The organism is Rahnella sp. RFA10(1/100) (genome assembly GCF_004195115.1).
In the GTDB taxonomy this organism is placed as follows: domain Bacteria; phylum Pseudomonadota; class Gammaproteobacteria; order Enterobacterales; family Enterobacteriaceae; genus Rahnella; species Rahnella perminowiae.
On the sequence record NZ_SEWR01000012.1, the window covers coordinates 11712 to 26292 of the forward strand.

The 14581-nt window shown below is 49.2% G+C and carries 14 protein-coding genes and 2 pseudogenes; 14 read left to right on the forward strand and 2 right to left on the reverse strand.

Annotated features, from left to right (window positions below; genetic code table 11):
• Positions 1–188: 188 nt before the first annotated feature.
• Positions 189–1229, reverse strand: a complete 1041-nt coding sequence (locus tag ETV65_RS22935; RefSeq protein WP_129955369.1) for a tyrosine-type recombinase/integrase — start codon at positions 1227–1229, stop codon at positions 189–191.
• 393 nt (positions 1230–1622) lie between these two features.
• Between ETV65_RS22935 and ETV65_RS22940 the strand changes: the two genes are divergently transcribed.
• Entirely contained in the window at positions 1623–1934 is a 312-nt protein-coding gene (locus ETV65_RS22940; RefSeq protein ID WP_276320348.1) for a helix-turn-helix transcriptional regulator, read from the forward strand.
• 625 nt (positions 1935–2559) lie between these two features.
• Here the strand turns inward: ETV65_RS22940 and ETV65_RS22945 are convergent.
• Positions 2560–3258 carry a glutathione S-transferase C-terminal domain-containing protein gene (locus tag ETV65_RS22945; protein ID WP_129955372.1) on the reverse strand — a complete coding sequence of 233 codons (699 nt, stop codon included), beginning with the start codon at positions 3256–3258 and terminating at the stop codon, positions 2560–2562.
• 165 nt (positions 3259–3423) lie between these two features.
• On the opposite strand from ETV65_RS22945, the gene ETV65_RS22950 reads away from it, so the two are divergent.
• From ETV65_RS22950 to ETV65_RS23010, 13 genes and pseudogenes are all read left to right on the forward strand, one after another.
• Positions 3424–4335 carry a LysR family transcriptional regulator gene (locus tag ETV65_RS22950; RefSeq protein WP_047611445.1) on the forward strand — a complete coding sequence of 304 codons (912 nt, stop codon included), beginning with the start codon at positions 3424–3426 and terminating at the stop codon, positions 4333–4335.
• A gap of 150 nt (positions 4336–4485) precedes the next feature.
• Positions 4486–4602, forward strand: a pseudogene (locus ETV65_RS22955) (IS30 family transposase); the annotation flags it as partial.
• Positions 4603–4719: 117 nt separating this feature from the next.
• The gene (locus ETV65_RS22960; RefSeq protein ID WP_129955373.1) at positions 4720–5532 is read left to right on the forward strand and encodes a helix-turn-helix transcriptional regulator; all 813 of its coding nucleotides are present in this window, start codon (positions 4720–4722) and stop codon (positions 5530–5532) included.
• A 99-nt stretch (positions 5533–5631) separates the two neighbouring features.
• Entirely contained in the window at positions 5632–7047 is a 1416-nt protein-coding gene (locus ETV65_RS22965) for an NAD-dependent succinate-semialdehyde dehydrogenase (RefSeq protein WP_129955375.1), read from the forward strand.
• A 330-nt stretch (positions 7048–7377) separates the two neighbouring features.
• Entirely contained in the window at positions 7378–8058 is a 681-nt protein-coding gene (locus tag ETV65_RS22970) for a type 1 glutamine amidotransferase domain-containing protein (protein WP_129955473.1), read from the forward strand.
• 156 nt (positions 8059–8214) lie between these two features.
• Positions 8215–8970: an alpha/beta hydrolase gene (locus ETV65_RS22975; protein ID WP_129955377.1), complete on the forward strand. Its 756-nt coding sequence runs from the start codon at positions 8215–8217 to the stop codon at positions 8968–8970.
• 135 nt (positions 8971–9105) lie between these two features.
• Positions 9106–9927, forward strand: a complete 822-nt coding sequence (locus tag ETV65_RS22980; RefSeq protein WP_120163810.1) for an alpha/beta hydrolase — start codon at positions 9106–9108, stop codon at positions 9925–9927.
• Between the two features lie 132 nt (positions 9928–10059).
• Positions 10060–10320, forward strand: a complete 261-nt coding sequence (locus ETV65_RS22985; RefSeq protein ID WP_129955378.1) for a DUF1471 domain-containing protein — start codon at positions 10060–10062, stop codon at positions 10318–10320.
• A gap of 69 nt (positions 10321–10389) precedes the next feature.
• On the forward strand, positions 10390–10995 hold the full coding sequence (locus ETV65_RS22990; protein WP_014333868.1) for a TetR/AcrR family transcriptional regulator: 606 nt from the start codon (positions 10390–10392) through the stop codon (positions 10993–10995).
• 110 nt (positions 10996–11105) lie between these two features.
• Positions 11106–12236, forward strand: coding sequence for an alkene reductase (locus ETV65_RS22995; protein WP_129955380.1), 1131 nt, complete (start codon positions 11106–11108; stop codon positions 12234–12236).
• A gap of 248 nt (positions 12237–12484) precedes the next feature.
• Positions 12485–13141: pseudogene (locus ETV65_RS23000) on the forward strand (methyl-accepting chemotaxis protein); the annotation flags it as partial.
• 181 nt (positions 13142–13322) lie between these two features.
• Entirely contained in the window at positions 13323–13778 is a 456-nt protein-coding gene (locus ETV65_RS23005; RefSeq protein WP_235174996.1) for a DUF5680 domain-containing protein, read from the forward strand.
• 197 nt (positions 13779–13975) lie between these two features.
• Positions 13976–14521, forward strand: a complete 546-nt coding sequence (locus ETV65_RS23010) for a chorismate mutase (RefSeq protein ID WP_129955383.1) — start codon at positions 13976–13978, stop codon at positions 14519–14521.
• Positions 14522–14581 lie beyond the last annotated feature (60 nt).

Here is a 14581-nt window from a genome sequence, read left to right on the forward strand (position 1 = left end):
CTACCCACTCATTGACTACACATCACTCTCCCTATTATGGTAACGTCAGCAGGCCATTGACCCATCTTTCTCATGAAAAATCGCCCTGTTTAAACCTGACCACCATCCTGGCCCAGCACGTTTCTGAGTGAAGTAACAGATAGATTAAAATCATAATTCATACTTATTTTTTATGAATTCATATTTAATTAATTTTGTCCTGATGGTTTTTTTTCCATCAGATCAATCATAACCCCCTCATGCGCCTGAAGGTTACGGATATAACGCATTAAAGTTTCAGGCTTTTTCCATGTCCCTTCCTGCATAATCTGAGCTACGGCATAACCACGGCCTGCCATATCCTGGGCAGCTCCTACGCGCGCACTGTGACCGGTCCACTGTTTATAGCGCCCCTTATTTGGGCTGAGGGTTTCTGCTGCACCCACCGTACGCCAGGCATTTGCAAAAATGGATTCCATCGCCGGCGTGCTCAGCGGACGGGTGATTGAAAAAGTTGCACTCCCCGAACGGTGCACCGGACAAAAGAGGAAGGCATCAGGTTCAGTGCTAATACCAGACAACGATAACCATTCTGACAACCGGTGCGAGGATTGCGAACTGAGAGATTTGATCAGCCCGCCAGTCTGAACAATCGTTTTGGTATAGCTCACGTTAAGGATGATCCTGCCATCTGTTGCCCTGGAGATATCGCGAACGCGGAGACGGGATATTTCACTGACACGCAGCAAAGTACTGTAAGCGACATGCAGAAAAGCCAGATCACGTTTTTGGCGAAGTGATGCAGGACCAGACCATAATGCATCAAGCCCAAGAAGATCCTCAAGACGAAAGGGCACGGCCTGGCCAGTACGTTCGCCAGTAACGACAGCAACACGATTTATCTTCTTCACCGCCCGGAAAACCAGAGGGGAAGCGTTTGGCGGTGTAAGACCGGCGTTACGGTGTAACATCGAAATCAATGAGCCATGCGTCGCAATTGTTGAAGAGGCTCGGCCGTTCTCTTGCAGCCAGTTCAGGTAATCGCGAAGGTCGGCCGGAAGCATAGGCAAAAATGGGCGGCGATTATCTATCGACCATCTGTGGCAGATCCGCATTACGCTCATCAGTTGCCGCCAGGTATTGGGTGAAAAGGCTTCCCGATCTTGTACAAACTCCTTAAGCCTGTCCAGAACATCTTCTTCGGCCTGGATAACAGGCAGCATCTGGTTCGTTGGTGTTAATTTACCCATAGATAGCTTAAAAAGCGAACTCCCGGTCACTGACAACGCTACGTGGATTCTGAGAAAGATGCAGGGGATTTACCTTGCAGATTTCACGTAGCGGTATCTGTACGCGATCCACGGTGAAGAATCATTTGCATCTGTAACTACTGGATAGAATACCAGCCATCCCAGTAGATGGCTAACTTTATATAAGTCCCATTATATAAAGTTAGTAAAAAAGAATCATCTACAGTGAAGTGAGGAATTTTTGGGAGAGAGTGGGTTCTTTTAACATAATTATGATTATGCGTACTTAATTGTTACTCCAAAGCGCTAATTTAGGAAACTGCGAGGAACAGTGATGATGTCGGCTGGCTGTTCGCTCTGGCGGACAAGCGCATGCGTGCGGTGATCAATGCCATGCATGAGGCACCCGACGCGAAATGGACTCTGCAGAAGCTCGCCGGGCAAGCCGCCATGTCACGCACAACCTTTGCGCTTCGGTTCAAGGAGTTCGTCGGCCTTTCGCCGATGGACTACCTGACGCGCTGGAGAATGACGCTCGCCGCAGACAGGCTGAGGCATTCCCGCGACTCAGTTGCTGAGATTGGCCGCGCGGTTGGGTATGAGTCCGAGAAATCCTTCAGTACGGCATTCAAACGGGTCATGAATTGTCCGCCACGCCAGTATGGTCGCGGACAACGCACAGCGGGTCACAGCGAACCGACGTGAGAATTGAACGCGCTTGTTCACCTGATCTGCTGGAGCCTTAACGCGTTATGCCTGAGCCTGCATCAAGAAGTCTGACGCCCACGGACCTTTGCGGAATGAAAACCAAACGAGTTGGAGAGATGTTTCATTGAAATAAACAATGTAACACCTCCGCCCCCCTGAAAAGCTGCCCCGCCCCGGGCCAAAGGCCCGGAACAAAGTGGCTTTAAAAGTGAATGTTGTAACTATTAAAAATGTGTCGCTTTAAGAGATGTGGCGTTAACGTTGAAGTACACGCGCGTAAGCGCCAAAGGCGCTTCGCCAGGACCACTCCGGCCACGTACCTTGACGTTTCATTGCTGTTAGCGGGAATGGTCTGGCAGGACGAGGGCTGAGCATCGGTGTTACCTATAAAACCAGGGCGGCTGCGCCGCGCTACCGGCGACCCTTACCGATAACGTTCCTTTCAAAATGGGGTGTCGCCTCCATGCACTGCGCGCATTTGCAACACTAAAAACCGTTACCAACATAGCGTTTTCGTTCGCAGGGAAGCGCTGCAAATTCCTGAATACTCATACCGCCCCAAAGTAGGCCTCTTCGATCGCGCTAAATCCACGGTTGGATTTAGCGCGACTTTAAAGTTAGATCACGCCTTGTTTTCGAGCTCAGGGATACCGCTGCTACGGTCTGCATATGCAGCCTGGAAACTTGGACGCTGCTGCCAGCGCTGCCAGTATGCGTCCAGGAACTCGAAACGTTCGTCCAGCGGCGTAGCATTCACCGGGAACTTCGAGAACGCGATCGCGGTTGCCAGCGTGATGTCGGCGAAAGTAGGCTCGTCGCCCCCCAGCAGCCATTGGCGTCCGTCTGAAAGATGTTTGTTGACCAGTGCAGCATGGACCAACGCTTCTTTACGGCAGTGTTCGCCCCAAGCTTCGTTCTTCGTCAATTCGAGTTTGAAGCCGAGACCGGTATGCAGAACGTGGAAAGCCGTGACGATTCGATACAGAATGTGAACCCAGATGCGGTTATCCCACATGTTGTCCAAGCCCTGTTCCAGCGGCGTATCCCCCATGATCTTGCGGCCGGGGTAGGACTGGTCCAGGTAACGGACGACAGCTGCAGTTTCGGAGATATAGCTACCGTCAGCGAGCTCGAGAGTCGGCGTCTCACCCCAAGCATTCATTTTCAAGTGACGCCATCCACGCTGTTCGCCAACCGGCGTCATGTCGTAAATAGTCTCCTGGAACTGATCAGCGATTCCCTTTTCATGCATGAACAGGCGCAGGCGCTGTGGGTTAGGGAAAGCCGAAGGCGAAGTAAAAACGTTCAGTTTGCTAGTCATTGTGTCGCTCCTAAAAGTAAATTGAGGTGTAGGTCAAAACCGTGCACTGCTTGAGTAGCGCGGCCTTGTCACTGTGTTGCTGAAGCTGTAGACGTACTTTAATGCGTTGTTCCTGGTTGATAAACCATGTAATAATCAATTCATTTATTACAAATGGTAATCAATATGGCAGCAGGTAACCCACTTCAGCTTGGCAGTATTGAACAGTTCTGCAGAGCAGCGGAGACCGGCAGCTTCACCAGTGCGGCTGAGACTCTCGGTCTGACGCCGGCCGCAGTCAGTCGGTCGATCAGTCGGCTCGAGCAGCGCCTCGGAGTACGTCTTTTTTTGCGGACCACCCGCGCCGTCAAGCTTACAACGGAGGGCGAGCTCTATTGGAAAGAATGTCATCTAGCGCTTGAGCAAATCGCCGAGGCTGAGCGAGCGATCACGGGTTCACAAACCGTCCCTAGCGGACCGCTACGCATTAGCGTCAGTGCTGCTTACGGAACGTTTCGCCTTTTACCCTTGATGCCCAAGTTCACTGATCTTTATCCGCAGATCGATATCGAGATTAGTATCTCGGACAAAATAATCGACTTTGTTGAAGAAGGCTTCGACCTAGCAATCAGGCTAGGCGTTCCGCAAGATTCGCGTCTTGTCGCCTTAAAGCTTGAGGACGCCTCGCTTGGGGTATTTGGAACTCCGACATATCTTGCAAAAAAAGGTGAACCATACCGTATTGATGAGCTCAATCAACACGATTGCATCCAGTACATATCACCGAATACAGGGCGCCCGCTGCAGTGGCTGTTCACCGATGAATTAGGTACTTCAATCGAGAAACAGATAACGAGCCGGATGCGCGTACATAATGATGCGTTAGGGGCTGTCGCTTGGGTTAACGCGGGCGGAGGCCTTTATCAAACCTATCGCTTTGCAGTGGGGGACGCTTTAAGGCGTGGAGACCTTGTAGAGGTCCTTCAAAAATACAGCGGCTGCTCTCGCCCTTTTTCGATTCTCTACCCCCAGAATCGTCATCTATCGGCGCGAGTACGCGCATTTGTTGAGTTCTTGCGCTCAGCAGTGAAATCCTAACTTATAGGATGCGCTCGATATCGAAGTCGCAGCTTTTTTAGCACGATCAGACGTTCTCTCAGCGTTTGCTAGCGGCCCAGGCTGTGTAAAAATGCAAAAGCATAATGTTTTCAGGGGTCGCTTTACCATTCCCTACCTCGCATCCGGTAGTGGCAACGTGGCTCAAATGAAAATACGAATAGGCTGCTCAGACAATATTTTCCAAAAGGAACTGACTTATCGGTTCACAACCAGCAAAGACTTAACAGTGTTGCCAGACAGCTAAATGAAGGATTTTGTGTATAAATCATTCCGTTGAGCATAGGGTTCAGATGAAGAAAGAAGAGATTCATCAGCATCTTGATGAAGCGTTGGCACAACAGGCACATTTATAGGCAGGCTATTATGGTTAAAAAAACCACTTCAGAGCAGCGTCGTGAACTCGGTGCTTTCCTTGTAAGCCGGCGCGCACGCCTTAATCCTCAGGACTTCGGCATGCAACAGGGTACTCGCCGTACACCCGGTTTACGTCGTGAGGAAGTCGCCGTCCTGGCTGGAGTCAGTGTGAGTTGGTATACCTGGCTTGAGCAGGGGAGAGAGATTAAACCTTCGGCAGATGCACTCCAGCGTATAGCCAAAGTTCTTAAACTTAACAGAATCGAATCATCCCATCTTTTTGCCCTTTCACCGCGCGAAGAGCCGGTACCCCATCCCCTCGCGGATGGTGTGAGTGATGGCCTGAAAAGTTTAGTGCGCGCTATCGATCCCATTCCGGCATATGTGAGAAATGCCCGACTTGATATTCTCGCCTGGAATGATGCTATCGCTGATTTGTTTATTGATTATGGTTCGCTTCAACCTCATGAACGTAATACGTTGCGACTGCTGTTTCTATATCGTCCGTATCGCACGCAGATCCTGGATTGGGAGCCGATGGCACGAGGGATGATCTCCGTTTTCCGCGCGTCACGCGCCCATGCTCAGGACAAAAAGCCTTTTGACCATCTCATTGAAGAACTCTCTGAAAAAAGCCCGGAATTCAAGGAGTGGTGGCTGGATACGGAAGTGAAAGGCATGGGAGAGGGGAGCAAGCGGCTTTTGCATCCCACTTCCGGACATATTGAATTTACCTACGTTGCACTCACGCCAGAGGGGAGACCCGACCTCTCTCTGGTGACCTATATTCCCCGGCACGTTGCCTGTGACTCCCAGTCATAGGATAACAAGACGCCTTCCAGGGATGATTCGACCTGCCTAAACTGGATTTTATCGAAGCACACAACGTGCTTCTCTTAAACCGTTTATGAGGCAAAAACTATGTCATCCCAACATGTCACACAGAATACGCTTTCTATTGATGTCGCGACTTCACGTAATCCTGCGACGGACGAGTTGATCGCGACTTATGCATTCCAAACTGCAGACGAAGTAGAAGGCATGCTGGCAGGTAATAACGCGGCTTTTCGCCTGTGGCGTGCTACTCCCATGTCTAAACGCGTAGAAGCTTATCGTCGTTTATCCGCGATTCTGCGCGAGCGCTCAGAAAATTTGGCAGGGATCATCACCGCTGAAATGGGAAAAACCCTCGCGGCTGCCCGCGCAGAAGTCGAGAAGTGTGCAGCGACTATTGATTGGATTGCCACCAATGGCCCGGCAATCCTCGCAGATGAGCCTGTTTCTGTCGAAAATGACGATCAGGTACATGTCTCCTATCTGCCGATTGGATCTATTTTGGCCGTCATGCCCTGGAACTTCCCTTTATGGCAGGTCATTCGCGCTTCGGGCCCGATTATGCTGTCGGGTAACGGTTTTATCCTCAAGCACGCGCCCAATGTGATGGGCTCTGCCTATGCTTTGCAGGATGCTTATGAGAGTGCAGGCTTCCCTAAAGGTTTATTCGCCAATCTTATTGCTGATAACGAAACGGTTGCAGAAGTGATTGAGGATGATCGCATTGCAGCAGTGACATTGACGGGGAGTATGCGGGCGGGTTCTGCCGTATCGGCGATTGCAGGCAAAGCATTGAAAAAAAGCTTGCTTGAGCTAGGTGGATCAGACGCATTTATTGTGCTCGCTGACGCCAATATTGATTTGGCTGTTAAAGCGGGTGTTGAAGCGCGATTCCAAAATGCGGGCCAGGTGTGCTTAGCCGCGAAACGGTTTATTTTGGAAAAACCCATCGCGGAGGAATTCACACAAAAATTCATCGCGGCCGTCAGACTGTTGAACGTTGGCGATCCGCTGGACCCGCAAAATAGAATCGGGCCCATGGCGCGAAAAGATTTGCGTGATGAATTACATCATCAAGTAGAACGAACTCTCGCAGCCGGCGCGACACTTCTTCTTGGGGGGAACAAAATCTCGGGCCCCGGCAACTTCTATGAGCCTACCGTATTGGGCGAAGTAGGCCCGGGAATGGCTGCATTTGATGAGGAAACCTTCGGCCCTGTTGCAGCCATTACTATCGCAGATGACGTCGAGCATGCCATTGAGCTTGCAAATACCAGCGATTACGGCTTAGGGGGCAACCTTTGGACCAGCGATGTTTCCCGTGCCCAGCGAATCGCGCGGCGCTTAGAAACCGGAGGCGTATTCATCAACGGATTTTCTGCCACTAATGCCAGCATCCCGGTTGGTGGTGTGAAAAAAAGTGGGTATGGTCGCGAACTCTCGCACTTTGGCCTGCGTGAATTCACAAATGCTCAGGCAGTTTGGGCAAAGAAAGTTGACTAAGTGCATTATCGATACGTGAAAAAACGCAGTTGAATAAGCAGTAAAATGAGTGGTTTATCTCATCGTGACAGGCATCTGCTATGAGAAGGTGCCTGGCACATAAAAGACCAAAAAGTTTTATTAACTATCTGTAGACGACCGGTCTATTCAGTGTTAGCTTACTCACATGGCAACGGCGACTAAGCGACATAGCACGACAGCCGTTCCGAAAAAATCAAACAGCACGCAGAGTTGGCCGGAATAACAGGCACAGGTGAAACATTTTTATTTAAGAACTCATTAGACGACTGGTCTAATTCTACTATCACTTTGAAATACTGGAGAGTAATGATGAAAATTCTGATGGTCTTAACCTCACACGACAAACTGGGTGACACCGGCCGCAAAACCGGCTTCTGGCTGGAAGAGCTGGCTGCACCTTACTACGCCTTTAAAGACGCTGGCGCAGAAATTACGCTGGCTTCACCGAAAGGCGGTAACCCGCCGTTAGACCCAAAAAGTAATGAGCCTGACTTCCAGACCGAGCAGACCCACCGCTTTGAGGCAGACCCCGAAGCAACAGCACACCTGGCGTCAACGGTTCGTCTCGACAGCGTTTCACAGGCTGATTACGACGCCGTTTTTTATCCGGGTGGTCACGGCCCTCTGTGGGACCTGGCCGAAGATAAACACTCCATCGCCCTTATCGAAGCCTTCCTGGCGGCAAACAAACACGTCGCTCTGGTCTGCCATGCGCCTGGCGTGCTGCGCCATGTCAAAACCCCGGAGGGAAAACCGCTGGTAGAAGGCCGTAAGGTCACCGGTTTTACCAACAGCGAAGAGGACGCCGTGGGCCTGACGCAGATTGTGCCTTTCCTGGTAGAAGACGAGCTGATTGCCAAAGGCGGGATTTACTCGAAAGGGGCGGACTGGAGTTCTTATGTTGTTACTGACGGCCTGCTGATCACCGGGCAAAACCCAACCTCCTCTACCGAGGCGGCAGAAGAACTGATTAAACAGCTGGGTGCATAACGGTTAATCACGTGGGGAGGGAGTTCTTTAAGCCCTCCCCCACTGAGCAAATCTGGACAACATTACACACCTGAATGTCCGTCCGCTGGCCTGTAAGGCAGGGAGCCAGGATGTCAGGGTATTAACTTAAAAAATGACAATTGAAGGAAATACATCATGTTTAAAAAATCATTGACCACGCTGGCTTTAAGCCTGGTTCTGTCTGTTTATGCTCAGTCTTCAATGGCTGCGCCGGTAAAAAACATCGTTCTGGTACATGGCGCTTTTGTTGATGGTTCAGGTTGGGATCCGGTGGCTCGCATTCTGAATAAAGCGGGCTACAAAGTGTCGATTGTTCAGGAGCCGCAAACCTCGCTGGCTGATGATGTCGCGGCGACTCGACGCGTTCTGGCATTACAAAGTGGTAAATCACTGCTGGTTGGCCATAGCTACGCCGGGATGATCATCAGTGACGCGGGAAATGATCCCTCTGTTGCGGGGCTGGTTTACATCGCAGCGTTCCAGCCGGAGCAAGGTGAATCATTGCTGAGTTTGGCCAAAAAATATCCGCCAGCCGCTCAGTCAATTACTGAAACGCCAGATCACTTCCTTTATATCAAACCGGAAAATTTCCACGCTGACTTTGCCGCTGACTTGCCGGTCAAAGAGACAAATCTGTTGGCGCAATCTCAAGTCATGACCGCAGTAGCAGCATTCGCTGCCCCGGCAGGCGTTCCTGCATGGAAAACGAAGCCAAGCTGGGCCGTCGTGGCGACGCAGGATCGTGCTATTAATCCAGAACTGGAGCGCTTCATGGCTAAACGCGCGCACAGCACCGTCACTGAATTGAAAGGTAACCATGCCATTTACGCATCGCAACCGGAAAAAATTGCGACCCTGATCGAGAAAGCGGCACAAAGCTTATCTCAGTAAACATCAGTTAAATGCTTTCTAGGCCAGTCATTCTGTCAATGACCACCCAGTGTAAAAGTAAATATACGAAGAAAAATACTTTTAAATCAAATGCTCCGCCCATGAGGCGTCGCCAACAGAAAAGAGAATAAAGAGATGAAAACTATTCAGGTGAAAGACGGTTCTAAGATTGCATACAAAGACTTTGGCAAGGGACAAACCATTATTTTCTCCCACGGCTGGCCATTATCAAGTGATGCATGGGACGCGCAAATGTTGTTCTTCGGTCAGCAGGGGTTCCGTGTCATCGCTCACGATCGCCGCAGCCATGGCAACTCGAGTCAGACGTGGGACGGCAATGATATGGATACCTACGCTGAAGATTTATCATCACTCATCGAACAGTTAGATCTCCACGACGTTGTTCTGGTTGGACACTCGACTGGCGGTGGTGAAGTCGCACGCTATATCGGTACGTATGGCTCGGCACGCGTCAGCAAAGCCGTTCTTATCGGCGCAGTACCTCCGGTTATGCTGCAAAGTGAGAAAAATCCTGGCGGTCTGCCTATGGAAGTGTTTGATGGCATCCGTGCTGCGGTCGAAAAAGATCGTTCTCAGTTCTACAAGGATTTAACCACGCCGTTTTTCAACTATAACCGTTCGTCAGAGACGCCTTCTGAGGGTGTGAGGGAAAGCTTCTGGCTTCAGGGAATGCGGGGTGGGATCAAAGGTCAATATGATTGTATCAAACAGTTCTCTGAGGTTGATTTCACTGATGACCTTAAGAAAATCGATGTGCCAACCCTGATCATGCATGGTGATGACGATCAGATCGTTCCGCTGGCTGACTCTGCCATTCTGTCCGCGCAACTTGTCAAAGATGCGCAGCTCAAGGTCTATGCTGGATTTGGCCACGGGATGACAATCACCCAAGCCGGGACGATTAATGAAGACCTGCTGAGATTCATTGAAGAGTAATGCGATAAGGGACATACAAGGTCCCCATTTATACCCGTTCCCCAGGCATTGAACGAATTTTAAAAAGAATTCAGTGCCTACCCTTGCCCACGTTTAACGTGTGCTTAAAAATAATTTAATGAGGATATGATCATGAAAAAACTAACTAAAGCCTTTGCTGTAATCGTACTCACTGCCGCTTCTTTTGCCACTTTTGCCGCGACCGAAGTCAACGCTGTACCTGTGAAGGGACAAAGTATTGGGGTGATCAACGCTTCAGCTGTCGGAAGCAATTTGAGCGACCTGCAGGACAAACTGGCGGCGAAAGCGACTGAACATGGCGCAACGTCTTACCGTATTATTTCAGCCGGTGGCGATAACCATCTGTACGGCACTGCTGAAATCTACAAATAAGCGTTAGCAAAATGGAATAGTTTTATCTTGCCTGTAGACGACTGGTCTAGTTCTTGATAGATTGAACATATGAATACTACAACGCAACTACATAACAATGAAATCCGCGAGCATATTCTGGCGACAGGCCAGCGTATTATGGCGGGTAAAGGATTTTCTGCGGTCGGATTGAACGAAATACTTAAAGATGCTGGTGTGCCTAAAGGCTCTTTCTATCATTACTTTAGTTCGAAAGAAGCTTTTGGCGCAGATATGCTGGCACACTATTTTGATGATTATCTCGCCGATATCGACAGGACACTGGGCCAGCCAGGTCTCAATATGGCTCAGCGACTGATGAACTACTGGCAGCAGTGGCGAGAATCTCAGTCGTTCTCTGACTGTCAGGGTAAGTGTCTTGCCGTGAAATTAGGCGCTGAAGTTGCCGATCTTTCGGACACGATGCGCTTAACGCTCGAGGCAGGCACTTCCGGGATAATCTCGCGTCTGGCACAAGCGTTAGAAACGGGCGTAGCCGAGGGGTCTCTCACTATTGACGATACACCTCGCACTGTGGCAGAAAGCCTCTACCAGCTTTGGGTAGGTGCAAGCGTAATGGTCAAGATTGTTCGAAATACTGGCCCGTTTGATTCAGCGCTGATCACGACAAGAAAAATTATTCATATTACCCCCTAGCAAGGGGGTACTCAGTATAGAGTCGTTTTTTGTACCCGTTTAATATACGACCGGTCTAATATTTGTCACTTAATGTCGCCTCTTACGATGATCACTCATGGAAAATCCTTATGAATCATAAAGCCTTATTCGAGCCAACTCAGCTTGGCCCTTATACCCTTAAAAATCGCATTGTATTCCCCCCACTGACGCGCCAAAGAAGTGAACAACCCGGTAATGTGCCCAGCGACCTCATGGCCGAATATTACCGTCAACGCGCGGGTGCAGGTTTCATGATCACTGAAGGCACTCAGATTGAGCCCCGGGGACAAGGTTATGCATGGACACCGGGAATTTATACTGAGCAACAAATTGAGGGTTGGAAAAAAGTGACCCGCGCTGTCCATGCCGAAGGGGGGATTATTTTTGCACAACTTTGGCATGTGGGACGCGTTTCTCATTCTGCATTGCAACCAGAAGAAAGTGCCCCTGTTGCTCCTTCAGCCATTCAGGCTGAACAAGCAAAGGCTTTTATTGAGACAGGGCCAGGTACGGGCACGTTGGTTACCCCTTCGGTTCCTCGCGAACTGACGCGGTCAGAAATTAAAGACCTCGTGAATTTATATGCCCAGGCGGCGAAAAATGCCATCAGTGCAGGTTTTGACGGGGTCGAGATCCATGCTGCGAATGGTTATTTGGTTAATCAGTTTATTTCAGAGCATGCAAACCAGCGTAAGGATGAATACGGCGGTTCTATTGAAAATCGACTGCGGTTTTTGGATGAAATTGTGCAGGCTATCTCTCATGCAATAGGGCCAGACCGGCTGGGCGTTCGCTTCACGCCTTTATTTTCCAGCACAGATGAAGACCGCGTCTATATCGGCCTGGTTGAAAGTGATCCGCATAAAACCTACGTCGAAGCTGTAAAAATCCTGGAAAACGCCGGTGTGGCCTATATGTCTATAGCCGAAGCCGACTGGGAAAATGCTCCCGACTTACCCGAAGCGTTCCGCCGTGCGATCCGCGCGATATTCAGTGGACGCATCATCTATGCCGGTCGATACACAGCAGAACGTGGTGCCCGGATGGTTGAGGAGCAGTTGGCTGATCTCATCGCATTTGGTCGTCCATTTATCGCTAACCCTGATCTCCCTGAACGCATTGCGAAGGGTTGGGCATTTAACGATCTTAATGCCGCCACGCTGTATGGCGGGACGGGTGAAGGTTTTACTGATTATCCGGTTTACAACGCGCAGCGTTAACAAATTTAAAGGGCATATCATGAACAATGGAATTGAAAATAAAGTTATTTTAATCACCGGCGGTAATACAGGGATCGGTGCTGAGTTTCTGAATGGAGCAGGATTTTGGGTCAGGATCATGGAAGCAATATTATGAAGCATGAGCTATGGACAAACGAAGGTGGAGTAGCCAGTTCGCTTTCACGTTCAGACGATGTCAGTTGCTATTGTTGCTTACTGCGCCACGCGTAGAGCTGAGATTCATACAGGCTGAGCTTGAAGAAACGGCCTCTGCGATGGAGCAGATGACATCCACCGTAAAACAAAATGCAGACAATGCCCATCAGGCAAATAACTTGTCCAAATCAGCGTCACTTGTTGCCACCGAAAGTGCCGATGTGGTGAGTCAGGTTGTGGTGACCATGGACATGATTAATGACGCCTCTAAGAAAATTGTCGACATCATCAGCGTCATCGACCGCATCGCTTTCCAGACCAATATTCTGGCGCTCAACGCTGCGGTGGAGGCTGCACGGGCCGGAACGCAGGGAAGAGGATTTGCGGTCGTTGCAACAGAAGTACGTGGCCTTGCACACAGTTCTGCGACAGCAGCCAGAGAGATTAAAAGTCTGATTGAGGAATCCGTTACCCGGGTGGATGAAGGTACCCGTCTGGTCGCTCAGGCGGGCTCAACTATTTCGAACGTCGTGAGCAGCGTAAGCAATGTCACCGGCATTATGGGTGAAATTTCTATCGCCAGTGTTGAACAAAGTACCGGCATCGGTCAGATCAATGCTGCGATCAACCAGATGGACAGCGTCACACAACAAAATGCCTCCCTGGTTCAGGAAGCCTCTTCAGCTGCGCAGTTACTGGAGGATCAGGCTGTCCGACTGGTGAAGGCGGTTAGCATGTTTAAACTCTGATAAGGATTTAAACCTCTTAAACGGGGCATTGCTGTTTATCCGCTCCCTGTAGCGTCAGAAAAATTTCTGACGCTACAGGGGAATAAACTATTAACAAATATTTCACTTTTGAAACTTGTCAAATAAAAGATTTTTAACTATTTTTACGACTCTTTAATTGCAGGCAGGAAAAAACATATTAATGAAGGATTTTTTAATCGAAGCAAATCGCTTTCTATACACTGCACCCGATACATTAATTATAAGAAAATTACCTCAGAATGATGTGAATCTCATTGAATACAGTAGGGATAATTATTCGTACAGAAACTACTTTACGGAAGGTAAAATCGTTTTCGGACAGATAATTATCTCGCTAAACAATAATCCAATTTGGTGTATGCAATTTAATGGCGGTGCCACAATACCGTCCCTGGATGAGAGGACAATGCGTAATCTCAGGTTTATTGCGCGTAAGAACCGTGGACAGGCAGATCATCGTTATCCCATCAGGGGGCCCAGAGAAAGTATTTATGCGGATTTGCATTACTTCAATGATGTGTTTGGCTGCCTTGATAAATTTCAGGGACATGAGTTCATTCAAAGTCAGGGGGAAACCTGCTTTAAAATGAAATTCTGTGGTGGGTCATTATGTTAGCGGCTCCTCTCCCGATGAGAAGTCATATTAAATAAATATAATCGGGCAAAAAAAACGGCGATTTTCTCCAACAATTTCTTTCACTTCATCAACTGATGACTCACTTTTAGGATTAACGGAAGGTATTTTGTCACGGAACGGTATTATTACCTGAGTAGAGTACCTAACTCATGTTTACTGTTGCGTCAGAGGGTTCTATGGCTTACATCGTGGTTTTTTTATCATCATTGTTTATGGTGGGTTCCGTATTTGCGGCTTCCGTGTCCACCGTTGCGATTTCCTCCCTCACTTCAGCCATGAATCAGCGCATGCTGGACATGAAAGATGTCGCGGATTATAAAGCCGCACACCATCTGCCTGTAGAAGATATGATCCGGGAACAAAGTGTCCTAACCCGTACCCGTGAGGAGGCTGAAGAGTCAGGGCTCGACGGCAGCTCAATACAGCCCTTTATTCAGGCGCAAATGGATGTCGCAAAGGCGATTCAGTATCGTTACTTTGCCCAGTGGTTATCTCAACCACCCGACCGCACGGGTACGCAAAGAAGCCTGGATGACGTCAGGGCGTCCATTTCTCTGCAGGATAAAAAGATTCTTGAAGCTATCAGTCAGAAATTACTTGCTGGCGGCTTCCGTGAGTCAGACGAGTCAGAAATATTTAGTCTATTGCAGGCACCGCATCTGACAGATGCGGATAAAAAAATGTTGATCGGCTCTTTAGTGCATATCAGGCGTATTAAATAACGGCCTTTCATCAATACAGCAACCAGGACGAAAGGAATAACGATCCACTTCAGCAAACAT